Below are 25595 nucleotides of genomic sequence, written 5' to 3'. Positions count from 1 at the left end.
TTATTTTTATTAAAGTACTTGATTATAACTGCGGTCAAAAGCAGATTTCATCTCTTGTGTCGCAGCATCATAAGCAACTTTTTTCTCAAATGTACCATGTACAATAATTCGATTTACAGCTTCTGGATCAGCACAGGTTACCAAGGTAATCTCCGTTTTTCCTGGTGTATCATCGATTACCTCTGAATGTTCTGGAGAAACGACAGATATTTTGTTGATACGATATTGATAGATATTATTTTTGTCCGTGACGTAAATAACCATCCCCTCTTTCGCACGTTCAAGCGGGGTAAAGAGTAGGCTAACATCGCTGCTAAATCCAGTGACGTTATGGCTGGCTAAAGCATAATTTCCTTGCCCCATCACTTGCTCTTCCTTCATCGTACCCGCTCCAAAAGCAAGGTTCTCATTTGCTAAGCCTTTGAAAATTGGCAGATTAATGCCAACATCTGGAATTGCAATGCCCCCAATGACTGGCATGGGTTGACGGTTTAACTGGTTACGTACCACTTGTTCAAAACTAATCGACTCTACACTGTCAAAGTCAAAGTTGCCCTTTACTTCTTTGTTTTCTTTAATCGTTTCCCGTGTCACATTATTTATCTGATAATGCGCCGTATTTCTGCCGATTAACCAGTTTCGGATAGGTTTGTTAAAAACAAGGATTAAACCCACAAGAAAGAGAACCAAAATAAGCAAATTGACTAGCACGCGTTTCCAACTCTTACTTTTTTTCGCCATGTTGCCTCTTTCTATTTTAAGTCTTTAATTTGACCGATCTTATAGTTTTCACTGGTTAAGTCAAATTTATCTTTTAAGCCATCCGTAATATAGACCTTGTTATCTTTATCCACAAATACAGCTTGAACATTTTTCAGGCTTTCGACATATTCATAACCTTTTTTGGTTCCCATAGCGTAAATCATAGTAGATAAACCATCACCATTTGTAGCATCATCACCAGAAATTAAAAGAGTGATGCTGGCAATATCATTGTCAAATGGGAAGCCCGTTTTAGGGTTAAGGATATGAGAGTAGCGATGCCCATCCACTTCTAAATAACGTTCATAGATACCAGAAGTATTTACATGTTGATCACTTGCTTTTAAAATTCCTAACTGCGATTTTTCTGGATCATTGGGGTCTTTTATAGCAATCGTCCACGCATCATTTGTTTGACGTGGAGAATGTCCAATCACATAGATAGAACTTGATCCCAAATCGACAATCCCAGTGGTTACGCCATTATTTTTAAGACTTTCAACCATCTTCATGGCTGTATATCCTTTAGCTATTGAACCTAAATCTAAGCGGGCACCTTTTTGACTTAAATAGACGGTACTGTCCTTTTCATTAAACTGGATAAATTGATAGTTAATCAGAGGTAAGACCTTTTCTATCTCATCTTGTGAAGGTTTCCGTGCATCAGGAAAGCCTATATTCCAGAGCTTGCTCAAAGGACCTATGGTAATATCATAGCCCATGTTCTTAGCAGAATAGTTATAGCCTAGCTTGATCAATTGATAAATTTCAGAATTTACTTTGACAGGTTTAATACCAGCATTGTCATTGATTTTATCGACAACTGACTTTGCTTGATCTACAGATACCCAATCGTTATATTTCTCAGCAATATTTAAAGCTTCTTCAACCGCTTTTTCCTTACCTTTATCGTAGACAGTGACTTGGATGTATGTTCCCATTGTTGTGGCATCTTTTTTGATTGGCTGCTCTAAAAGATCACGGGTCTCCTTATTTGAACTACAAGCTGCCAGTAAAAAGATACTGACAGCTGCAGTTAAGAATATAAATAATTTTTTCATTTTATTCTTCCGTATTTGAAGCTCTCTCTGCCTCGTTTATTTCTTCCTCTTCCTGTTCAGGTTCAACCAGAGCAAATGTCACAATTTGTGCATCATCATCCAAACGCATGATTTTCACTCCTTGCGCTGCACGACCCGTTTGTGAGATATTATCAACACTTGTACGAATCACAACACCTGTATCAGTAATGACCATAATATCTTCATCACCATTGATAGCAGTCAAACCGGCAAGTTTACCTGTGCGGTCAGTGATGTTCATGACTTTAATCCCTTTACCACCACGTCCTTTAACAGGATATTCACTCGCAATCGTTCTCTTACCTAAACCTTTTTCAGAAATCACTAAGACTTCCTGTTCATCATGAACAATCGCTGTACCAACAACAAAGTCGCCTTCACGCAGGCTGACACCTTTAACACCCGTAGCAGAACGGCCCATATCACGTACCACAGCTTCCTCAAAGCGTACGGAGAAGCCATTATGCGTTCCGATAATGATGTTTTCTTTGCCTGATGTGAGCAGAACATTGATAAGCTCGTCACCTTCACGAAGATTTAGAGCTTTGAGACCGTTAGTTCGAATATTGGCAAATTGTTGGGTATTGGTACGTTTGACTAAGCCTTTACGTGTTGTAAAGAACAGATATCTTTCTTCGTCGGACTTCACAACATTAATAATTGTTTGAATCTTTTCACCTTCATCAAGTTTTAAAAGATTGACGATAGGCAAGCCTTTAGCAGCACGACCGTATTCTGGGATTTCATAGCCCTTCATTCGATAGACACGTCCAAGATTAGTAAAGAAGAGCAAATGATCGTGTGTACTTGTTGATACCAGATGTTGTACAAAATCATCGTCGGACATGTTCATGCCCTGAACACCACGTCCACCACGTTTTTGTGCACGGAATTCGTCATTGCTAAGACGTTTGATATATCCCTTATTTGAGAGAGTGATAAGAACATCTTCTTCCTCAATCAAATCTTCGTCTTCCAGATTCAAGACTTCTCCAACCAAAAGCTCTGTGCGACGTTTGTCTGCAAATTTACGTCTAATTTCACCTAATTCTTCTCGAATAATAGCTTTAACACGTTCTGGTTTAGCCAAGATATCTGCCAAATCAGCAATCAAGGCAATAAGCTCTTGATACTCATTTTCAATCTTGTCACGTTCCAAACCTGTCAAACGGCGCAAACGCATATCCAAGATAGCTTGCGATTGCTTGTCTGACAGTTGGAATTCATCCATCATCGCTTTTTGAGCAATTGCATCTGTTGCAGATTCACGGATAATAGTAATCATACGATCAATGTTATCCAAGGCTATACGCAAACCTTCTAAGATGTGAGCACGAGCTTCTGCACGAGCTTTATCAAAGCGTGTACGACGTTCTACAACTTCGATTTGATGCTCAATGTAGTCGGTCAAGATTTGTTTCAATGACAGAATCTTTGGCGTACCCTTTTCAATGGCCAACATATTAAAACCAAAGGATGTTTGAAGTTGTGTGAGTTTGAACAAGTTGTTCAAAATCACGTGTGCCGATGCATCGCGACGGACTTCAACCACTAAACGTACACCTTCACGACTTGACTCATCACGACAGGCTGTAATACCTTCAATACGCTTTTCTTGTGCCAAACGAACAATATGCTCATGAACTTTTGACTTATTGACCATATAAGGGAACTCAGTAACTACAATGCGTTCCTTACCGCCAGGTAATTCCTCAATTTCTGTCTTCGCACGAAGCGTAATTGAGCCTTTACCTGTTTCATAAGCACGGCGAATACCAGATTTACCTATGACTAGAGCACCAGTAGGAAAGTCTGGCCCAGGTAATACTTCCATCAAATCACGTGTTGTCGCCTCTGGATTTTCCATCAGCAAGTCAACCGCATCAATTGTTTCTCCTAAGTTATGAGGTGGAATATTTGTCGCCATCCCAACGGCAATCCCCGTTGTTCCGTTAACCAAAAGGTTCGGAAAACGTGCCGGAAGTACTTCTGGTTCTCGTTCCGTTCCGTCATAGTTATCAACGAAGTCAACAGTGTTTTTGTTGATGTCACGAAGCATTTCCAAGGCAATTTTTGACATACGTGCTTCGGTATAACGTTGAGCGGCAGCGCCATCTCCATCCATGGAACCAAAGTTCCCATGTCCGTCAACCAGCATGTGGCGATAGCTCCACCACTGAGCCATACGTACCATGGCCTCATAAATCGAGACGTCTCCATGTGGGTGATATTTACCCATGACATCCCCGGTAATACGGGCAGATTTTTTATGTGGCTTATCAGGCGTTGTACCAAGCTCGTTCATTCCGTAAAGAATGCGGCGATGAACCGGCTTCAAACCATCGCGTACATCAGGTAGGGCACGTGCCACAATAACTGACATTGCATAGTCACGAAAGCTGGTTTTCATCTCCTCAGCAAGATTGACATTTATGATATTTTTATCTTCCATGTTCTCCTCTTTCAATGTATAAACACTGTCTCTATTATACCATAATTTCTTATTGTTTACAGGTGTTTTTAAATCTTTTGAATATACTTTTTCCTTGTAAATCAAGCTTATTTTGACAGTATTTCTAAATAAAAAAATAATCCTCATTGAGGATCATTTTTATTTTATTTTTGCTTCAATCACACGATCAATATCTTCGGCTAAGGGATGGCCATTGCTTGCACGATCGGATAAATTCAAGTCTGTCAGTTCTGTTTGATAGACTTTACCCACTGCTGAAGTTACCTCCAAAATCTGGCTCTTATCAGTTGGCGTATCTTCTGCTTCTGCAGGACTGAAAAGATCAACTGTCTCTGAAAGTGGTGTCTTATCAGTATTGATCACACTGCCTGCTGAGAATACGGTATGCGGATTGGTCTTCAAAGGACGTAAAACCTGTAGGCCACGATTTGCTCGACTTGTTTCCGGAATATCCTCAGATTTTACCCGCTTGATAAAGCCACGTTGTGTGAGTAGGTACCAACTGTCTGTTTGCACAAAGAAGGCGGCCTTGACCAAATCTCCTGCTTTAAGATTCATTGCCTTAACACCAGCTGCTTTAGCCCCCACAACTGGAATTTCTGAGATGTTAAAGCGAAGGGCGTAGCCATTTTCAGAAATCAACATCACATCTTCATCACCTTTAACAATCGGTGCGATGGTTACAATACTGTCTTTGTCTCCTTTGAGTTTCCCGTAAACCATTGACTTAGAGCGGTATGTCCGCCAAGGTTTAAAGGAATCAAGTTCAACTTGCTTGATTTGACCAGCTGCAGTGACTACCATGTAATTTTCGCCAGACTCAAAATTATCAAGTACTTGTGCAAAGATAATTTCTTCATCGCTGGCAAAATTGTTCAAAGTCTGGGAGATATGCTCGCCAATATCCTTCCAGCGGACATCAGACAATTCATGGACTGGACGATAAATAACATTTCCAAGACTGGTAAACATCAGCAGGTGCTGCGTGGTCCGTGCGCCTGCTTTAACAAAGATTAATTCGTCATCCTCACGTTTACCAACTTCTTCAACATTGGAAGAGGCAAAACTACGTGGTGATGTGCGTTTAATATAACCACCACGCGTAACTGAAACAACCGTTTCCTCTTCCGCAATCAGTTGTTGCGCCTCGATCTCTATCGTTTCAACATTATCTTGTAGTTCTGAACGTCGTTCCTTGCCAAATTTTTTCTTGACTTCACGTAACTCACGTTTCATCAAGTTATAAAGTGTACGTTCATCATTGATAATCGCACGGAGTTCTAAAATCTTAGCTTCAAGTTCAGCTTGTTCATTTTCTAGAGTTACGATGTCGGTATTAGTTAAACGGTAAAGTTGCAGTGTGACTATGGCTTCGGCCTGTTCCTCACTGAAAGCATAGCTCACTTTCAAGTTTTCCTTAGCATCTGATTTGTTTTCAGATGCACGGATTAAAGCAACGACTTCGTCCAAGATAAAGACCATCCGGATCAAACCTTCAACCAGATGTAATCTTTTCTCAGCTTTACTCAAGTCAAATTTTGAACGCTTAACAATAACGTCCTGACGATGGGCAATATAAGAGCGCAGAACAGGAAGAACACCGACTTGACGTGGCGTCATATTGTCAATTGCCACCATATTGAAATTATAATTAATTTGCAAATCTGTGTTTTTATAGAGGTAGTTAAGCACCAGCTGACTATTGGCTTCTTTTTTCAGCTCAATAGCAATGCGCAGCCCTTCACGATCGGATTCATCACGCACTTCAGAAATTCCAGGCACTTTGGCATTTACTCGCACATCATCAATCCGTTTAACTAAAGTTGCTTTGTTGATTTCATAAGGAATCTCTGTAACAACGAGTTGTTCACGACCGCCTTTAAGTTTTTCAACTTCTACTTTTGAACGGACAGCAATGCGCCCTTTGCCTGTTTCGTATGCCTTTTTGATCTCACTACGCCCTTGAATAATGGCACCTGTCGGAAAATCGGGGCCGGGCATGAAAGTCATGATTTTCTCAACATCAGCTTTAGGATGATCAATCATATAGATTGTCGCATCAATAACTTCTCCAAGATTGTGCGGCGGGATATCTGTTGCATAACCTGCCGAAATCCCCGTTGAACCGTTCACCAACAAGTTAGGAAAGCTTGCGGGAAGTACAGTTGGCTCTTTTTCCGTATCGTCAAAATTCCAAGCATGAGCAACTGTATCTTTCTCAATATCTTTTAATAAATACGAAGAAATTTCTGCCAAACGTGCTTCAGTATAACGCATAGCAGCCGGTGGATCACCGTCCATCGATCCGTTATTCCCGTGCATCTCAATCAAAGGCTCAAGCATTTTCCAATCTTGCGACAAGCGAATCATCGCATCATAAATTGAGATGTCTCCATGTGGGTGAAAATTACCCATAACATTTCCGACAGACTTGGCAGACTTACGATAAGCTTTATCAAAAGTATTGCCATCCTTATTCATTGAATACAGGATGCGTCGTTGAACGGGTTTTAAGCCGTCTCGAATATCAGGTAGGGCACGTTCCTGAATAATGTATTTTGAATAGCGTCCAAAACGCTCGCCCATAATATCCTCTAAAGGTAGAGTTTGTATATTAGACATTAGTCCTCCAACAGTTATTTCATTTTTAAGCTTACAAAATGTTTTTTAAGAGGCAAAATCCTTTAAGTCCAAAATCATTTCAACATGTTTTATGCCATCTTCCAAAAAGGGTTCTGAATCTTCCTTGAAACCAAAGGAAACATAGAATGCACGGAGATAATACTGGGCTTCAATACGCACTACAGGTTCTCGCCATGATTGAGCCAGAATCTCAAGACCCTGTTGCATCATTTTACGCGCCGTTCCTTTGCCACGTTGGCTTTCCTTCACCAGTACACGGCCAATAGAGGCCTCAGGATAAGAAAGCCCCGCCGGTAAGATACGACAGTAGGATTGAATGGCACCTTCATCATCTTCTAACCACAAGTGCAATGACTTTTGATCCTTACCGTCGACATCTTGATAAGCACATTCTTGTTCAACAACAAAAACTTCAGAGCGGACTTGTAAAATTTTGTAGAGTTCTGATCGCGTAAGTTCTTCGAAATTTTTAATCTTCCATGCCATATTTATCCCTCTTTTTCTATTTCGTTTGTAAAGTTAGCTTTCTGCATTTCCTTCAAAAAGTCAGAATGAATGGTTACTGTCTCATTATTATAAAGCGTAGCTGTCAGACTGTAACCCGTTGAATAAGCTGCTGTTATCGCTAAGCCTGTCACCTCGAATTTTTGCCAATTTCGCTGTGTATCTCTACGATAATAAACCAAATCTTTCGTAATTGGTAAGCTCAATTTTCGGCGAACTTCTTCCGTGATTGTCGTATCTATCTCACCAAACAAATCCATTTGTAAACTTTCGTTTGATACTAGTTGCGGTTTTGGTGGACGTGACAAGTCTTGTAAGTACTGATAGAGACGGGCGGTGATAAGGCAATCATTGAGTGCATCGTGGCTACGCAAATCAATACCTAAAACATCCTTGAAGGTTTCCAACTTATAGTTGGGCATCTGCACTAATTTTTTTGCTTCAGAAAGTGTATCGTAGACTTGAAAATGAGGTGCATCACCAATCTCACAATCTACTATCGCCTGATAAAGAAAGCTGACATCAAAAGGCGCATTATGAGCCACCATCAAGCTATCCCTTGAAAAGGCTATAAAATCAGGTAAAACTTCAGCTAGAACTGGTTGCCCCAGTAAGGAAGCCGGCCAAATTCCAGTCAGTTCTGAAATTTTAGTTGGAAGATAAGAACGCGTGGGTTTGATCAACTGATTAAAGCGCGCAATTTCTTGGTGCGATTGGTCATATTTGACAGCACCAATTTGAATAATTTCATTTTTTTGAGGACTAAATCCTGTTGTCTCAAAGTCAAATACTACGTAATGCTCCACCTTATCACATTCCTTTCTCATTTTTCCTAAAAATATGCAATTACTTAAAAGACTGTGTTTTCTTCCAATGTAAACTTCACATTGTTTTCAATCCATTTACGACGAGGCTCCACCTTGTCTCCCATCAAAACTGAAACCCGTTTTTCAGCTTGCGCTGCATCATCAATAGTTACTTGAATCAATGTACGAGTTTCAGGATTCATAGTTGTCTCCCACAGCTGGTCAGCATTCATTTCTCCTAGACCTTTATAACGCTGAAGCGTTGCTCCCTTCCCAAAAGTTTGACGAAGTTCTTCAAGTTCAGCATCTGTCCAAGCATAAGCAACTTTTTCTTTTTTGCCTTTACCTTGACTCATCTTATAGAGCGGTGGCAAGGCAATATAAACGTGCCCATTTTCGAGAAGAGGCTTCATGTAGCGATAGAAAAAGGTAAGAAGTAGGGTTTGGATATGTGCACCGTCTGTATCCGCATCGGTCATAATAATTACTTTATCATAGTTCCGATCCGCGAGGGTAAAATCTGCTCCAACACCCGCACCAATAGTGTAAATCATTGTGTTGATTTCTTCGTTTTTAAGGATATCCTGCATTTTGGCTTTTTCAGTATTGATTACCTTACCACGCAAAGGTAAAATCGCTTGGAATTTACGGTCGCGTCCTTGTTTTGCTGAACCACCGGCAGAATCTCCTTCGACAAGGTAGAGTTCATTTTTATTAGGATTTTTAGTTTGTGCTGGTGTTAATTTCCCTGAAAGAAGTCCTTTGTCTTTCTTATTCTTTTTACCTGTTCGAGATTCTTCACGTGCTTTGCGTGCTGCTTCACGTGCTTCACGCGCTTTAATCGCCTTACGAATTAAATTTTGCGCCAGTTCACCATTCTCCAAAAGATAGAAAGTCAATTTTTCAGAGACCAGAGCATCAACTGCTGGACGTGCTAAGGGTGACCCAAGTTTATCTTTCGTTTGCCCTTCAAACTGCAAGTATTCTTCTGGTACAAGAATAGAGAGAACAGCTGTCAGCCCTTCACGATAGTCTGAGCCTTCGAGATTTTTATCCTTGTCTTTGAGTAAACCTGTTTTTCTGGCATAATCATTCATGGCTTTGGTCAAGGCCGTTTTAAGTCCAGCTTCATGTGTTCCGCCATCCTTTGTCCGAACATTGTTAACAAAAGAAAGGATATTTTCCGAATAACCATCATTATATTGTAAAGCTACTTCTACTTGGAAAGAATCTTGTTCCCCTGCAAAATATAAAACGGGTGTGAGCGTATCCTTATCCTCATTGAGGTAGTCTACAAAATCTTGTACGCCATTTTCATAGTGGAATTCTTCCTTAACTTCCTCTTCTCCACGCTGATCTGTAAGCGAGAGAGTGACGTCTTTCAAAAGAAAGGCAGATTCGTTTAACCTTTCCGAGATTGTTTGGTATTTAAATTCAATCGTCGAAAAAATCGTCGCATCTGGCATAAAGGTAACTTTTGTCCCTGTTTTAGATTTTGGTGCCTTACCTATTTTTTCTAATGTTGTTACAGGATGTCCACCGTTCTCAAAACGTTGACGATAAACATTACCATCACGTGTAATCTCTACTTCAAGCCAGCTTGACAAGGCATTCACGACGGAAGAACCTACACCATGTAAGCCTCCGGATGTTTTGTAGCCACCTTGGCCAAACTTACCACCCGCATGAAGGACAGTAAAGATAACTTCAACAGTCGGTTTGCCTGTAGCGTGCATTCCGACAGGCATTCCACGCCCTTCATCTTCCACAGTAACAGAGCCGTCTTTATTTAATATTACCGAAATCTTTGTTCCAAAGCCTGACAAGGCTTCATCGACAGCATTATCTACGATTTCCCAAATCAAGTGATGCAAGCCTGTTGAATCCGTTGAACCAATATACATCCCTGGGCGCTTTCTTACGGCATCAAGCCCTTCCAGGACCTGAATCGCGCTGTCGTCGTAATTATTTATATCTACCATTCATTATTCTCCATTTAAGCTAGCTCTAAACCAGCAGAAATATTCATCTTTCCTATTCTACATTCTTCAAGAGCCTTTGTCAAAAGTCTTTATAAAACAAACTGAGCTTTTTTATCCCTATTACCTAAAAAAATTAAATTTGAAAAGATTTTCTTTCAAAGAATCGCTAAAAATCGTCAACTTTTATGTTATAATTGTAGAGCTATTACAAACGTAAAAGAAAGATGATATGACTATAATAATTTTATGCATCGCTGCCTATCTTATTGGAGCGATTCCTGCAGGACTTTGGATTGGAAAGATTTTCTTTAAAAAAGATCTGCACGCGTATGGTTCTGGAAATACTGGTACAACGAATACTTTCCGTATTCTTGGAAAAAAAGCTGGCATCATTGTTTTCATCTTTGACCTTCTCAAAGGTACATTGGCCACACTTCTGCCTCTCATTTTCCATGTTCATGGTGTTTCGCCACTTATTTTTGGATTGTTAGCGGTCGTTGGTCACACCATTTCCGTCTTTGACAAATTTAAAGGTGGAAAGGCTGTTGCGACTTCAGCTGGTGTTGTTCTTGGATTTAACCCCGTTTTCCTCCTTTATCTGGCCGTAGTTTTCTTCCTCGTGCTTTACCTTTTCAGCATGATTAGCCTGTCTTCTATTTTAGGAGCCATTGCTGCACTGATTGGCGTTCTTGTTTTTCCTTATTTCCACTTTATTTTACCCGATTACGATCCCTTGTTTTCGGTAATAATTTTAGCCTTGGCTTCTATTATCATCGTTCGACACAAGAGTAACATTAAGAGAATAAAAAATAAAGAAGAATCTTTGGTACCATTCGGCTTAAACCTCAGCAAACAACACAATATATAGTATTTTACATAATTATAGACCACAATATCTAGTATCGATAACTTGACTAGGTATTTTTTTTATACTAAAATAAAAGAATAAAATTAAAGAAAAAATTGGAGAATAATTATGGTCACTGTATACTCAAAAAACAACTGCATGCAATGTAAAATGGTAAAAAAATGGCTCACAGAACACACTGTGGACTTTGAAGAAATTAACATTGACGAAAAACCAGAATTTGTACAAACAGTGCTTGATATGGGATATCGTGCTGCACCTATCGTTGTCAAAGACGACGTTTCATTCTCTGGTTTTAACCCAAGCGAATTGGCAAAATTGGCATGAAATTAATCTATTTCAGTATAACTGGCCAAACACGTCGTTTTGTCAATAAAACCAATTTAGAGCATGAAGAAATTCTGCCTAACGATCCCGAATTTGAAGCAAATGAAGATTTCCTGATTATCGTCCCAAGTTATGCGGATGAAACTCCTGGAGCTGAAAAAAGCATGGACATTATGGACCCAGTCTTTGAGTTTATGTCCTATGCCAATAACGCGCAATACTGTAAAGGCATTGTCGGTACAGGAAATCGAAATTTTGCTTCTTTATATATATTTACCGCAAAAGAATTATCCGCTCAGTTCCAAATTCCTATTGTTTACGATTTCGAATTTAATGGTACACCGAGCGATGTAGCTGCTGTCGAAGACATTGCAGCTCGATTAGAGTCTGGAGCAAACATCAGTCTCAAATCATAAATTTCACTAAAAATAAAAAATTAGCATGCGGGCGCAAAGCCCCGGAGAAATATATGTCACTTAAAAATCTTGAAGATGTTACGTACTTTACACTTAACAATCAAATCAATATCCCCGTTAACGGCTCTATTCCTTTAGCAAAAGACAAAGAAGCGATCACTGCCTTCTTCAAGGAAAATGTTGAGCCTAACACTTTCACTAAAGATACTTATGCCGAAAAAATTGAAGCCCTTCTAGAAGGTGATTACCTAGAAGAAGACTTCATCCGTAAGTATGAAATGAGTTTCATTGAACAACTTCATCAAGAATTGTTGGACTTTGGCTTTAAGTTTGATAGCTTTATGGCTGCTTACAAGTTCTACAATCAATACGCCATGAAAAACAACGAAGGTACACTCTATCTGGAAAACTTTGAAGATCGCGTCTTGATGAACGCGCTCTACATGGCTGATGGTGATACAAAACTTGCACGTAATTTAGCCTTTGCTATGGTTAATCGCCGTTACCAACCTGCTACTCCAACTTTCCTCAATGCTGGACGTAAACGCCGCGGTGAGTTTGTCAGCTGTTTCCTTTTACAGCTGACAGACGATATGAATTCGATTGGTCGTACCATTAACTCTGCCCTCCAACTTTCAAAAAACGGAGGCGGTGTTGGTCTTAACTTGACCAATTTACGTGGTGCTGGTGCACCAATCAAAGGTTACGATGGCGTTGCAGCGGGCGTTGTTCCCGTGATGAAACTTTTCGAAGATAGCTTTTCTTATGCCAACCAACTTGGACAACGTCAAGGGGCTGGTGTGGTTTATCTTTCCATTTTCCACCCTGATATTATGGAATTCCTCTCAACAAAAAAAGAAAATGCTGATGAGAAAATCCGTGTGAAAACTTTGTCACTCGGTGTAACTGTTCCTGATAAATTCTACGAACTTGCAGCTAAGGGCGAAGATATGTACCTCTTTGAGCCTTACTTTGTTGAAAAAGAATATGGTATGCCTTTTGCCCATGTTGATATTACAGCAGAATACGACAACATGCTCGCAAACGATAATATCCGTAAAATCAAAATCAGCGCGCGTGAGTTGGAACAAGAACTTTCTAAACTCCAACAAGAATCTGGCTATCCTTACATCGTGAACATTGATACAGTAAACAAAGCTAACCCTGTCGATGGTGTTATCTCTATGAGTAATCTTTGTTCTGAAATCCTTCAAGTTCAAACACCTTCTGTGCTTAATGATGATCAAACATATTCAACATTAGGTACTGACGTTGCATGTAACTTGGGTTCAACAAATGTCATGAACATGATGACTTCAGGCGCAGACTTTGGAAGCTCAATTGAATCAATGGTTCGTGCCTTGACTTTCATCTCTGAAACTTCAAATCTTGACTCTGTACCAACTGTACGTAAAGGAAATAACGAAATGCGTGCCATCGGACTTGGTGCTATGGGGCTTCATTCTTTCCTCGCTAAAAACCATATCCATTACGACAGCAAAGCCGCTGTTGACTTTACAAGTGTTTACTTTATGCTCTTGAACTACTATACTTTAGTGGCTTCAAACGTACTTGCAGTTGAACGCCAAGCAACCTTCAAAGACTTTGATAAATCTGCTTATGCGGACGGCTCTTACTTCGACAAATACCTTAACCATGACTATTTCGCCGCTGTTCCAAACGAAATCCAAGAACTTTTCGCTGGTATTGCTGTACCTGGCCCAGCTGAATGGGCTGCCTTAAAAGAAAAAGTTATGCAAGGTGGACTTTATAACTCTTACCGTATGGCCGTTGCTCCTAATGGATCAATTTCTTATATCAACGACTGTTCTTCTTCGATTCACCCGATTGTTAACCGTATCGAAGAACGCCAAGAAAAGAAAGTCGGTAAGATTTACTATCCAGCCGCTGGTCTTTCAACAGATACCATTCCTTATTACAAATCTGCTTACGATACAGACATGCGTGCTGTCATTGACGTTTACGCTGCTGCAACAGAACATGTCGATCAAGGTTTGTCTATGACCCTCTTCATGCGTTCAACTTTACCTGAAGGCCTTTATGAGTGGAAAATTGCAAATAATAAAATGACAACACGTGATTTGAGTATCTTGCGTAACTATGCTTACAATAAAGGTATCAAAACTATCTACTACGTCCGTACCTTTACTGACGATGAAGAGGAAGTTGGCTCAAACCAATGTGAAAGCTGTGTTGTTTAAAAAAAGGAAATACTATGTCTGAACAAAATAACCAAAAAGTCCCTACTTACTATGCAGCCATTAACTGGAATGCAATTGAAGATTCTATTGATAAATATACTTGGGAAAAACTGACCAGCCAGTTTTGGTTGGACACACGTGTCCCTGTTTCAAATGACCTTGACGATTGGCGCAAATTGCCTCAAGTTGAACGTGATACTTTCGCGAAAGCTTTTGCAGGTTTGACTCTCTTGGATACTTTACAATCTGTTGATGGTGCAGAGGTGCTCAAACATGATGCACGTACTCCTCAAGAAATCGCATGCTTCAACAATATCCAGTTTATGGAGTCCGTTCACGCCAAATCTTACTCTACAATCTTTAGTACTTTAAATACAAAATCAGAGATTGAAGAGCTCTTTGATTGGGTCGATACAAATGTTTACATGCAAAAGAAGGCAGAAATCATCAACGATATCTATCAAAATGGTACAGCACTTCAGAAGAAAATCGCAAGTGTCTTCCTTGAAACTTGCCTCTTCTACTCTGGTTTCTTCACACCACTCTGGTATCTCGGCAACAACAAGATGATCAACTCTGCTGAAATCATCAAACTTATTATTCGTGATGAAAGTGTCCACGGCACTTATATCGGTTACAAGTTCCAACTTGGTTTCAACGAATTATCTGAAGAAGAACAAAGTGAACTCCGTGATTGGATGTACAACTTGCTCTACGAACTTTATGAGAACGAAGAAGCTTATACACACTTGCTTTACGATGAAATCGGCTGGACAGATGAAGTCTTGAAATTCCTTCGTTACAATGCCAACAAGGCACTTATGAACTTAGGACAAGATCCCCTCTTCCCTGATACAGCAGCGGATGTCAACTCTGTTGTAATGAACGGTATCTCTACTTCTTCATCAAACCATGACTTCTTTAGCCAAGTTGGTAATTCTTACCTGCTCGGTGAAGTTGAAGCCATGTCAGATGACGACTATATGATTGGTTTGAAATAAAATAAAAAAGATTAGGAATTGTTTCCTAGTCTTTTTTATTACTGATAGCTTACCCACACTGCAAAAAAATGCATACCATTTGGTACGCATTTTTCATTTTTAAACTTTCAAGAAACGACGCATTGAAGTTACTGCTCCGAGTGAACCGATCAAGATACCGATAAGGAAGAGTAAGCCAACCATCATTGGCACAAAGGTGTCTGCGGGAAGCAGATATAGACTTTGTGGTTTCAAGCTTGGTGTGAAGCTTGTGAAAGCTAGGTTATAAAGCCAAGCTATCAATACACTTGGGACAATAGCTCCCAAGAGTCCAACCCAAGCACCTTCCAGGAAGAATGGCCAACGAATATAACCATTACGCGCACCCACCAATCGCATAATCTGAATCTCACGTTGACGTGACATAATCGTGATACGGATTGTGTTTGAGATGAGGAAGACAGCAACTAAGATAAGTAGAGCTGCTGCTGCACCACCCCAAATCTTCACGTTATTCCCTAAAGCAAGGATACGTTCTGTATTGGCACCACCATAGTTTGCAGATTGGATACCGTTGATTTTCTTAATAGCACTGGCAACTTTTTCGACATCTTGTGGGTTATCTGCTTCAACGATATAAGCATCGTAGAGCGGGTTAGCATCACCTTGAAAAAGAGCCCAAGTGCTACCCAATGTCTCTGTCAATTGCTTAAGTTGTTCATCTTTACTTGAGAACTTGATTGAAGCAACATCAGGGATTTTTTCAATTTCTGAATAAATTTTACGATAGTTTGGATTGTTGATTTCTTTCTTAGGATTTTTTGGATCTTCAATTTTCTTATCCATATCATGAATATTCAAATCCATATATGCAACAATACGTACATTTTTTTCGATATCACTGGACAATTTCGCCGTATTTAAAATAACTGAGAGAAAAAGTCCGACTAAAGTCAAAGTAATCATTACAGAGGAAACTGCTGCTACAGTCATCCATCCGTTACGACGGAGATTTTTCAGTGATTCCAATAAATGTTTAAATAAATTTCTAATCATCGTAACCGTAATCTCCTTCCGCTTGGTCTCGAACGATACGTCCATTTTCAATAGCAACAACGCGGTGACGTAATGTGTTTACGATTTGGCTGTTGTGAGTTGCCATGAGAACAGTTGTTCCTTGCAAGTTAATTTTTTCGAGCAAATTCATAATTTCCCATGAATTTTCTGGGTCCAAGTTTCCTGTAGGTTCGTCAGCAATCAAGAGTTTAGGCGCATTAGCGATTGAACGTGCAATTGCTACACGTTGTTGTTCACCACCTGAAAGTTCATCAGGGAAAGAACGCAATTTATGTTTTAGGCCTACAAGATCCAAAACTTCATTGACACGTTTTTTGATTTCGCGTGGACGTTTTCCGACAACTTCCATTGCATAAGCGATATTCTCATATACAGTCTTCTTCGGCAAGAGTTTGTAGTCTTGGAAGACAACCCCTACAGAACGACGTAACAAAGGCACATCACGACGTTTAAGTTTCATCAAGTCAAACTTTGCAACGACGCCTGTTCCTTTATCAATTTTTAGTTCATGGTAGAGCAACTTAATAAAGGTCGACTTACCAGCTCCAGACGGTCCAACAATATAAACAAATTCTCCTGCTTCGATGTCAAGAGAGATGTTACGTAAGGCTGTTGTTCCGTTAGAGTATTTTTTTGATACATTATTTAATTTAATAATACTCATTATCCCTAGTCTCCATTGAATTGTTTTGCAACTTTTTTTCTCGTCCTATATAGATAGGAATAAGAAATATTTTTTTGAAACCACTCTTCCTGATTCAAAAAAAAACAAAGTTCTTCTCATTATACCAGATAAAAAGATTTTTAGGTATAAATTATTTTACAGTTTTTCTTTAAAGTTACAAATGAATTTCGCTTGAATTACCAACTTACATTTTCCAACGTAGGTAAGCATGGATAAAGCCATCAAGATCTCCGTCCATTACTTTATCAATTTGCCCTGTCTCATACTCTGTTCTTGTGTCTTTGACCAACTGATAAGGCATAAAGACATAAGAACGAATTTGACTTCCCCAAGAGATGTCTGACTGATCACCACGGAGTTCGTCGACTTCGGCTTGTTTTTTATCCATCTCTAATTGATAAAGTTTTGATTTCAGCATGGCCATTGCTTTGTCTCGGTTACCGTATTGTGTACGGTCCATTGTAGAAGCCACTACAATTCCAGTAGGAACGTGTGTCAAACGTACACCTGTTGAGACTTTATTGACATTTTGCCCACCTGCACCACCTGAGCGGAAAGTATCCATCTTAATATCTGCATCGCGAACATCAACTTCAACTGTATCATCAAGTTCTGGCATGACATCTACCGAAGTAAATGAAGTATGACGACGGTTTTGTGAGTCAAAAGGCGAGATACGCACCAATCGGTGTACTCCCTTTTCGCCTCGTAAGAAGCCATAGGCATTTCGGCCCTCAAATTTTAATGTCGCTGATTTTAGACCTGCAACATCTCCGTCTTGATAATCCAAAACTTCTACCTTGAAGCCGTGTGCAGCGCCCCAGCGTTCATACATACGCATGAGCATACTGCCCCAGTCTTGTGACTCGGTTCCCCCAGATCCTGGGTGAATTTCCAAGATGGCATTCATGTGGTCATAAGGTTGGTTGAGCATGATTTCCAACTCGTAAGTTTCAATCTTTTTACCTAACTTCTCAACGTTCTCTTCAAGCTCGACTTGCATATCTTCATCGTCTTCTTCCTGAAGCATCTCCAACAACACTTCACTGTCCTCATGAAGTGTTGCAATTGACATGAAGTTTTCATACTTTGCCTTAAGCGCATTTGATTCATCAATGACTTTTTGCGCAGCTTCATTATCATTCCAAAAGTCAGGCTCAGCCATATCATTATCAAGCAAAGCGATTTCTTCTTCTAAGCGATCTAAGTCAAGTGAGCCACGAAAATCTTCGACTTTCTGACCATATGTCTCTAGTTTATTTCTAATTTCAGATAGTTCCATAGGCTCTATTTTAGCATATTTGTCCAAAAAAAGACAGCAGCTCTAAGGCTCCTATCTTTTTCGTGGTCGCATACGATGCTTGTTTTCGAGTTTTTCAATCGCCCATTCGGCAGCATCTACCATATAATCCCTAACATCATTCTCAGCGATTTCGTGCAACTTAGGTAATGCTGAGCGATCATTTGCATTTCCTAAGGCATAGATCGCATTGCGTTGGATAGGATTCTTCCCTCGCCAGCTGCCTGCCATATTGCCAAATTTATTCGCAAACTCTTTATTAGATAAATCCAAAAGTGGGAGCAGCTCTGGGTTTGTCAAGTCTGGATTGGGCTCCATTTCCGGGTGGAAATGGCTGTTTATTCCCTTATTATAGGGACAAACCACTTGGCAAATATCACAACCATAAATTACCGTTTTAATTTTTTCACGGTATTCTTCTGGCATCGGCCCCCGTGTTTGTGTTTGATAAGATAAGCAACGCTGTGCATTTAAGCGCCCATCTCCTAAAAGTGCCTTCGTCGGACAGAAATCGACACAGCGTGTACAAGAGCCACAGCCATAATCGACAGGCTGATCTTCCTCAATCTCTAAATTGGTCACCAATTCGCCCAAAAACATCCAAGAACCGTACTCCTTGCTGACGAGTAAACCGTTTTTCCCCACAAATCCCAAACCTGCACGCGCAGCTACAGCGACATCCACAAGTGCACCTGTATCCACCATGGCTGTATAGTTAAAACGACCCGCTATTTTTTCTATCCCTTCCGCAAGTTCTTTTAACTTTCGGCGAAGCACATGATGATAATCTTCACCCCAACTTCCCCGGGAGAAGGAACCTCGACGAAATTCTGTTTTTTCGGGCTTTTCTTCTGCCTTATTAGGATAGGCTATACCGATGGATATGATTGTTTTTGCATCTTCGAGAGACAACTTTGGTTGTAAACGCTCATCGAGATTTTTATGTTCAAAACCAGACGTGTGTCCTGCTTCTTTCTGTTCAATCAAAGAGGCACGAAGATATTCAAAATCATCTGCTTTTGTAAATCCAATTTTTTGAATATTGAGGTCTGCCGCAAGCTTTTGGATCTCTTCTTTTAAACTTTTCATCTGTTAAACCTTTCTTTATAGACATCTTAACATAATTTTTACCAACAGCCTTCATAATTATGTTAAAATAAGCATTAGATTATTAAGAAACACGGGGTAAAACATGGCTTTCGACGGTATTTTTTTACATCATATGACAGCTGAAATTTCTGAAATCCTTAAAGGAGGACGAATTCAAAAAATCAATCAGCCTTTTGAACAAGAACTTCTTTTAACGGTTCGTTCAGGAAGAACATCACATAAATTACTATTATCTGCTCATCCAACTTTCGGCAGAATCCAAATCACTAAGACAGACTTCCAAAATCCTCAAAATCCTAATAATTTTGTCATGATTTTGCGCAAGTACCTATCTGGCGCTTTTATTGAAGATATTGAGCAAGTAGGCAATGACCGCCAATTGATTTTCCATATCTCAACCAAAGATGAAATTGGTGACGCCATGAAGATTGCACTGGTTGCCGAAATCATGGGGAAACATAGTAATATTATCCTTATGGATAAAAGCAGCAATAAAATTATTGAAACCATTAAGCATGTCGGATTTTCGCAAAACCAATATCGTACCCTTCTTCCCGGTTCGACTTATATTGCCCCTCCGGCAAGCGATAAGGTCGATCCTTTTACAGCTTCTGACGAAAAGATTTTTGAGGCACTGCAGACACATACATTACAGTCAACCTTTCAAGGTATCGGGCGTGATAGCCTCCAAGCTTTAGAGAACTTGACACTTCCGGAATTCAAGGAAAAATTGCATAAAGTCCTTCCTTCAATCTATCCTAATGATAAATTTTCGGCCATTCAACTTGCGGAAGACTATCAAGAATTTCCCAGCTTATCTGAAATGCTCGATGTTTATTATGCGGATAAAGCCGAGCGTGATCGTGTAAAGCAAGTTGCTAGTGAAGTGATCAAAAAAGTTCAAAATGAGCTTAAGAAAAATCGTGACAAGCTCAAAAAACAGGAAGCGGAGTTACGTGCTACAGAGAATGCTGAGATTTTCCGCCAAAAAGGAGAGCTGCTTACAACCTTCCTTCATCAAGTTCCAAACGATAAGCCTGAAGTGACCTTAGATAATTATTATACCAATGAGCCAATCACGATTAGCCTAAATCTTGCACTTAGTCCTTCACAGAATGCCCAACGCTACTTCCACCGCTACCAAAAATTAAAACAGGCTGTGAAGTTTCTTGGCGATCAAATCGCGAACACTAAACAGACAATTTCTTACTTGGAATCTGTTGAAGCTAATCTTACGCATGCTGACGTCGTTGAAATTGCCGATATCCGTGAAGAACTCATCCAAACAGGATTTGTTAAGGCAAAATATCGGAATAATAAAAAACAAAAAATGCTGCCTCCAGAAAAGTATCAAGCTGAAGATGGAACGATTATTCTTGTCGGTAAAAATAACCTTCAAAATGAGCAAGTCAGTTTTAAACTCAGTCGTAAAGGTGACCTCTGGTTCCATGTGAAGGATATTCCTGGTTCCCATGTCTTAATTACTGGGAATGCAAATCCTTCAGATGAAACGATAACTTTCGCCGGAGAACTCGCAGCTTATTTTTCTAAGGCCCGTTATTCTAACTTAGTACAGGTTGATATGATTGATGTGAAGAAACTTCATAAGCCAACAGGAACTCCTCCAGGATTTGTGACTTATACTGGTCAAAAAACTATTCGTGTTACGCCTGATGAGACCATCATCAAAAAAGCAAAAATAAAATAAAAAAAAGTTCACATATAATTTTTGTGAACTTTTTAGTTTATCAAAGTCCCGTTAAATTTTCTATGTAAAAATTGTCAAAAACCCTTTAAAACACTGAAAACTTTAACAATCTGTGAAACCGCTTCATTTTTAGGTATAGAAAGTTCTTTATAAAAGCCCCGATATTTGTTATAATAAAATGTAATTATTTTGTCTAAAGTGTAGCTATATTAGGGCTTTCCAGTAAGTCTTTCTTTTTTAACTTTAGGCATTATGTCATAAATTTTTTTAGAAGGAGCCGCCATGGCCAACGAAAATGTTATCCAAATGATCAACGTTACCAAAAAGTTTGGTGACTTTGTCGCAAACGACAAGATCAACTTGGAGCTGAAAAAAGGTGAAATTCACGCCTTGCTCGGTGAAAATGGTGCCGGTAAATCAACTCTGATGAACATGCTCTCTGGTCTTCTGGAACCTACAGAAGGCGAGATTCATGTTAACGGCAAACTCGAGCAAATAGACTCTCCAACAAAAGCTTCTCAGCTTGGTATCGGTATGGTTCACCAGCATTTCATGCTGATTGATGCCTTTACTGTTACTGAAAATATCATGCTCGGAAGTGAAGTGACGAAAGGCTTAAGCCTTGACCTTAAAACAGCTCGAAATAAAATCGTGGAATTGTCAAAACGTTATGGACTTTCTGTCGAACCCGATGCACTTGTTCGCGATATCTCTGTTGGACAGCAGCAACGTGTTGAAATTTTGAAGACACTTTATCGTGGAGCAGATATCTTAATTTTTGACGAACCTACAGCTGTGCTGACTCCCTCTGAAATCACTGAGCTCATGGAAATCATGCGCAATTTGGTTAAAGAAGGCAAGTCCATCATTCTTATTACCCACAAGCTTGATGAAATCCGTGCGGTAGCTGATCGTATTACTGTTATTCGCCGCGGTGTTTCTATTGAAACAGTCGAACTGGGAGATAAGTCAAATAAAGAACTCGCTGAAATGATGGTGGGGCGTTCTGTATCTTTCAAAACGGAAAAAGAAGCTGCTCAACCGCAGGACGTTGTTCTCTGTATTGATAATATTTCTGTTAAAGAAAAACGTGGTTCCTTCGCTGTAAAAGGACTTTCTTTAGATGTCCGTGCTGGGGAGATTGTCGGTCTTGCTGGTATTGATGGCAATGGTCAAACAGAATTGATTAAAGCCATTACTGGTTTGATGAAGATTGATTCTGGTTCTGTTAAACTCAAAGGTAAAGACATCACCACTCACAAACCTCGTAAAATCATTGAAGATTCTGTAGGTCATGTCCCAGAAGACCGTCACCGTGATGGTGCAGTACTCGAGATGACTGTTGCTGAAAATATTGCGCTTCAAACTTATTACAAAGCACCATTAAGTAAGTACGGTTTCTTGGATTACAATAAAATCAATGCTAAAGCCCGCGAACTTATGGAAGAGTTCGACGTCCGCGGTGCTGGTGAACAAATTCCTTTCAAATCACTTTCAGGCGGGAACCAACAAAAAGCTGTTATTGCGCGTGAGGTCGATCGTAATCCTGACTTGCTTATTGTTGCTCAACCAACACGTGGGCTTGATGTCGGTGCCATTGAATATATCCACAAGCGTTTGATTCAAGCACGTGATGAAGGAAAAGCTGTGCTCGTTGTATCTTTTGAATTAGATGAAATTCTGAATGTTTCGGACCGTATTGCTGTTATTCACGATGGACAAATTCAAGGAATTGTCAGTCCTGAAACGACAAGCAAACAAGAACTTGGAATTCTCATGGTCGGAGGTAATATCAATGAACAGCAAAACTAAAAAAATCCTTGTACCTATTATCGCCGTACTTTCTGGTTTCTTAATTGGTGCAATCATTATGCTCATCTTCGGCTTTAATCCTATATATGGTTACGAAGATTTAATTATCGGTGCCTTCGGTACACCACGTGCCATTGGTGAAACACTTCAAACTATGGGACCTTTGATTCTTTGTGCCTTAGGTTTCTCTGTTGGTATGAAGGCCGGTCTCTTTAATATCGGTATGTCAGGTCAGGCTCTTGCAGGTTGGATTATGTCAATGTGGTTTGCCCTCAGTTTCCCTGACATCCCTAAACCAATTATGATTCCATTAGTAATCATTATCGGTATGCTCTTTGGAGCTCTTATGGGTGCAATTCCTGGTATCTTACGTGCTTTCTTAGGTACTTCGGAAGTCATCACTACCATCATGCTTAACTATGTCATCCTCTTTATGTCAACCTTCTTGATTCATGATGTCTTTAGTTCAAAAATAATGATGCCTAATTCAACTGACCAAACAAAATTGATTAGTGCAAATGCTTCCTTCCGTACAGGTTGGTTGTCAGATTTGACAAATAATTCAACCTTGAATATTGGCCTTTTTATTGCTTTAATCGTTCTTGTCATTATGGCTATTGTCCTTTCTAAGACTACACTTGGTTTTGAAATTAAGTCTGTCGGTTTAAATCCAGATGCTTCTGAGTATGCAGGAATTTCAGCCAAACGTACAATCATCATGTCAATGTTAGTTGCCGGAGCTCTCTCAGGTCTTGGCGGTGTAGTTTACGGTTTTGGATACATGCAAAACTTCGTTACACAATCCGCAACACTAGACATTGGTTTCAACGGTATGGCTGTTGCACTCTTAGGTGAAACAAATCCTGTCGGTATCCTATTTGCTGCCTTCTTGTTCTCAATGCTTCAAACAGGTTCAGGAAATATGAGTAATATCGATAATATTCCACCGCAAATTGTACAGATTGTCACAGCTACAATCATCTTCTTTATTGCCGTAAAATATATTATCGAAAAGGTTCTCCCAAATATTAAGAAGAAAGGAGAAAAAGCATAATGAATATCGTAGATACATTGCAAATTATTGTTGCAAATATGCTTATTTACTCAACACCTCTAATTTTTACAAGTATCGGTGGAGTATTCTCTGAACGTGGTGGTATCGTCAACGTTGGTTTAGAAGGTATTATGACAATGGGGGCTTTCAGTTCTGTCGTCTTTAACCTTACTTTCACAGAAACATTTGGTGGAATGACACCTTGGCTCTCCATCCTCTTTGGAGCATTTATTGGTGGTATCTTCTCCCTGATTCATGCGGTAGCAACCATTAACTTCCACGCTGACCATATCGTCTCAGGTACAGTTCTTAACTTAATGGCTCCTGCGCTTGGCGTATTCTTAATTCAAACGTTTTACAATGCTGGACAGGTAAATATTACTAACCAAATTGGTTACTGGAATTTCCCTGTTCTCTCAAAAATTCCTGTGATTGGACAAATCTTCTTCTCACAGACTTCACTACCAGGTTTTCTTGCAATTCTCGTTGCCTTCCTCTCTTGGTATCTTCTCTTTAAAACGAAATTCGGACTTCGTCTCCGCTCAGTAGGTGAAAACCCTCAAGCAGCAGATACTCTCGGTATCAATGTTTACCTTATGCGTTATGCTGGGGTTATCATCTCCGGTATCCTTGGTGGTATTGGTGGTGCAATTTATGCCCAATCTATCTCGGGTAACTTCTCTGTGGCTACAATCGCAGGGCAAGGTTTCATCTCATTGGCTGCTATGATCTTTGGTAAATGGAATCCTGTTGGAGCGATGCTTGCTTCCCTCCTCTTTGGACTTTCTACCTCACTGGCAGTCGTAGGCGGCCAAATTCCCGTTATCAAAGAAATTCCTTCTGCCTTCCTCCAAATGGCACCATACGTAGTAACAATCATCGTTCTTGCGGCCTTTCTTGGAAAAGCTGTTGCCCCTAAAGCTGACGGTGTTAACTATATTAAAACGAAATAAAATAAAAAAAGCATCTCAAATTGAAATGCTTTTTTTATTTTATAAGGATTAATCGAATCATATATCACATCATTACGGATGGTTACTTATTTATTTTCAAAATAAGTTTTTTGAGGAGATAAACGAGTACGACAATTAAAACTATGATTATTATAAAAACTATACTAACTAAAATCAATTATTATATACCACTATCCTATTAGAATTATCCAGTCTTACTCGAACCCACCCTGTCCAAGAAAGTACATTGTGTATTGGTGTATTAAAACCAAAGCGTGCCGTTGCTTGCCTACTATGATCAACTTTTACATTAGAGTAACGAACAGGCATTGCTATAATGTAATTTAAATCATATGCGGAAAGTATCCTATTATTAACTACTCTGATATAATAAGTAACTCTCCAGCCAATCCCCCAAGCGCTTATCCTATATTTTCCATTAGCTATACGATTTAAATTACTGTTTTCAGGTATTACTGAAAAATGAGTTTCTTCTCCATTCTTGTCTCTCACTGTCTTAGTTTCTCCCTCGTGTGGTAAAGCTTCTAAATCAAAAGTTGAATCCCTTACAAGAGTAGATTCAACTAATGAAGAAATGCCCGCTCCGTCTTCTGCATAAGCAATGGAAGCAGAAAATAGTACAAAAGCTAAGAATAACGTTACTATGCTGCTTAAACGAATAATAGTCCTTTTCACGATATTTCCTTTCTTTTTCCAATTTCTTCTGGATGACACATCCCAACTATGAATAATTAACCTCCTTATCTTTTCTCTATATAAAAGTTCCTTTAAATATAAATCATCTAGAGCTCTTTGATAATCCATATTTAA

General features: G+C 39.6%; 21 protein-coding genes. 9 read left to right on the top strand and 12 right to left on the bottom strand.

Translation table 11 applies throughout. The features are described 5' to 3' along the window. Window positions 1–9: 9 nt before the first annotated feature. From J0J35_RS01580 to parE, 7 genes are all read right to left on the bottom strand, one after another. Window positions 10–741, bottom strand: coding sequence for a class A sortase (locus tag J0J35_RS01580; protein ID WP_019293698.1), 732 nt, complete (start codon window positions 739–741; stop codon window positions 10–12). An 11-nt stretch (window positions 742–752) separates the two neighbouring features. Beyond that, a complete protein-coding gene (locus J0J35_RS01575) occupies window positions 753–1823 on the bottom strand; it encodes an FAD:protein FMN transferase (RefSeq protein WP_206917292.1) in 1071 nt (356 codons plus the stop codon). 1 nt (window position 1824) lies between these two features. Next, the gene (gene gyrA / locus J0J35_RS01570; RefSeq protein ID WP_206917290.1) at window positions 1825–4296 is read right to left on the bottom strand and encodes a DNA gyrase subunit A; all 2472 of its coding nucleotides are present in this window, start codon (window positions 4294–4296) and stop codon (window positions 1825–1827) included. Between the two features lie 159 nt (window positions 4297–4455). Beyond that, window positions 4456–6939 carry a DNA topoisomerase IV subunit A gene (parC, locus tag J0J35_RS01565; RefSeq protein WP_206917288.1) on the bottom strand — a complete coding sequence of 828 codons (2484 nt, stop codon included), beginning with the start codon at window positions 6937–6939 and terminating at the stop codon, window positions 4456–4458. Window positions 6940–6984: 45 nt separating this feature from the next. Then, window positions 6985–7446: a GNAT family N-acetyltransferase gene (locus J0J35_RS01560; protein WP_206917287.1), complete on the bottom strand. Its 462-nt coding sequence runs from the start codon at window positions 7444–7446 to the stop codon at window positions 6985–6987. 2 nt (window positions 7447–7448) lie between these two features. Next, window positions 7449–8291, bottom strand: a complete 843-nt coding sequence (locus J0J35_RS01555) for a PolC-type DNA polymerase III (RefSeq protein ID WP_117517480.1) — start codon at window positions 8289–8291, stop codon at window positions 7449–7451. A gap of 23 nt (window positions 8292–8314) precedes the next feature. Continuing rightward, window positions 8315–10252: a DNA topoisomerase IV subunit B gene (gene parE / locus J0J35_RS01550; protein ID WP_019292487.1), complete on the bottom strand. Its 1938-nt coding sequence runs from the start codon at window positions 10250–10252 to the stop codon at window positions 8315–8317. Between the two features lie 229 nt (window positions 10253–10481). Between parE and plsY the strand changes: the two genes are divergently transcribed. The 5 genes from plsY (at window position 10482) to nrdF (ending at window position 15086) form a co-directional block, all read left to right on the top strand. Next, on the top strand, window positions 10482–11120 hold the full coding sequence (plsY, locus tag J0J35_RS01545; RefSeq protein ID WP_019293702.1) for a glycerol-3-phosphate 1-O-acyltransferase PlsY: 639 nt from the start codon (window positions 10482–10484) through the stop codon (window positions 11118–11120). A 108-nt stretch (window positions 11121–11228) separates the two neighbouring features. After that, window positions 11229–11447: a glutaredoxin-like protein NrdH gene (gene nrdH / locus J0J35_RS01540; protein WP_206917284.1), complete on the top strand. Its 219-nt coding sequence runs from the start codon at window positions 11229–11231 to the stop codon at window positions 11445–11447. Further along, window positions 11444–11863, top strand: coding sequence for a class Ib ribonucleoside-diphosphate reductase assembly flavoprotein NrdI (nrdI, locus tag J0J35_RS01535; RefSeq protein ID WP_019292484.1), 420 nt, complete (start codon window positions 11444–11446; stop codon window positions 11861–11863). Before nrdH ends, nrdI begins: the two co-directional genes overlap by 4 nt. 53 nt (window positions 11864–11916) lie before the next feature. Beyond that, window positions 11917–14085, top strand: a complete 2169-nt coding sequence (nrdE, locus tag J0J35_RS01530) for a class 1b ribonucleoside-diphosphate reductase subunit alpha (protein ID WP_206917281.1) — start codon at window positions 11917–11919, stop codon at window positions 14083–14085. A gap of 14 nt (window positions 14086–14099) precedes the next feature. Continuing rightward, entirely contained in the window at window positions 14100–15086 is a 987-nt protein-coding gene (gene nrdF, locus J0J35_RS01525; protein ID WP_019292482.1) for a class 1b ribonucleoside-diphosphate reductase subunit beta, read from the top strand. A gap of 99 nt (window positions 15087–15185) precedes the next feature. Here nrdF and ftsX read toward each other — a convergent pair whose 3' ends face one another. The 4 genes from ftsX to queG all read right to left on the bottom strand — a co-directional run bounded on the left by ftsX (window position 15186) and on the right by queG (window position 19216). Then, window positions 15186–16121 carry a permease-like cell division protein FtsX gene (gene ftsX / locus J0J35_RS01520; RefSeq protein ID WP_019293704.1) on the bottom strand — a complete coding sequence of 312 codons (936 nt, stop codon included), beginning with the start codon at window positions 16119–16121 and terminating at the stop codon, window positions 15186–15188. Further along, window positions 16114–16806, bottom strand: coding sequence for a cell division ATP-binding protein FtsE (gene ftsE / locus J0J35_RS01515; RefSeq protein ID WP_017369093.1), 693 nt, complete (start codon window positions 16804–16806; stop codon window positions 16114–16116). Before ftsE ends, ftsX begins: the two co-directional genes overlap by 8 nt. Before the next feature lie 205 nt (window positions 16807–17011). Next, on the bottom strand, window positions 17012–18109 hold the full coding sequence (gene prfB / locus J0J35_RS01510; RefSeq protein ID WP_029343296.1) for a peptide chain release factor 2: 1098 nt from the start codon (window positions 18107–18109) through the stop codon (window positions 17012–17014). 51 nt (window positions 18110–18160) lie between these two features. After that, window positions 18161–19216, bottom strand: coding sequence for a tRNA epoxyqueuosine(34) reductase QueG (queG, locus tag J0J35_RS01505; RefSeq protein WP_117517482.1), 1056 nt, complete (start codon window positions 19214–19216; stop codon window positions 18161–18163). Between the two features lie 103 nt (window positions 19217–19319). Here queG and J0J35_RS01500 point away from each other — a divergent pair, with 103 nt between their 5' ends. The 4 genes from J0J35_RS01500 (at window position 19320) to J0J35_RS01485 (ending at window position 24764) form a co-directional block, all read left to right on the top strand. Continuing rightward, a complete protein-coding gene (locus J0J35_RS01500; RefSeq protein WP_117517484.1) occupies window positions 19320–20945 on the top strand; it encodes an NFACT family protein in 1626 nt (541 codons plus the stop codon). Window positions 20946–21227: 282 nt separating this feature from the next. Next, window positions 21228–22757 carry an ABC transporter ATP-binding protein gene (locus J0J35_RS01495; protein ID WP_004258328.1) on the top strand — a complete coding sequence of 510 codons (1530 nt, stop codon included), beginning with the start codon at window positions 21228–21230 and terminating at the stop codon, window positions 22755–22757. After that, complete coding sequence (locus J0J35_RS01490) at window positions 22741–23811, top strand: ABC transporter permease (protein WP_019292477.1); 1071 nt, start codon at window positions 22741–22743, stop codon at window positions 23809–23811. The genes J0J35_RS01495 and J0J35_RS01490 overlap by 17 nt, the downstream gene beginning before the upstream one ends. After that, window positions 23811–24764: an ABC transporter permease gene (locus J0J35_RS01485; protein ID WP_206917278.1), complete on the top strand. Its 954-nt coding sequence runs from the start codon at window positions 23811–23813 to the stop codon at window positions 24762–24764. The genes J0J35_RS01490 and J0J35_RS01485 overlap by 1 nt, the downstream gene beginning before the upstream one ends. 174 nt (window positions 24765–24938) lie before the next feature. Here J0J35_RS01485 and J0J35_RS01480 read toward each other — a convergent pair whose 3' ends face one another. Beyond that, complete coding sequence (locus J0J35_RS01480) at window positions 24939–25589, bottom strand: DUF5626 family protein (RefSeq protein WP_117517488.1); 651 nt, start codon at window positions 25587–25589, stop codon at window positions 24939–24941. Window positions 25590–25595: the final 6 nt, after the last annotated feature.

Source organism: Lactococcus sp. LG606, assembly GCF_017309645.1.
Classification (GTDB): domain Bacteria; phylum Bacillota; class Bacilli; order Lactobacillales; family Streptococcaceae; genus Lactococcus; species Lactococcus petauri.
The sequence above is the reverse complement of the archived record's forward strand: the minus strand, read 5'-3'. Positions and strand labels throughout refer to the sequence as shown.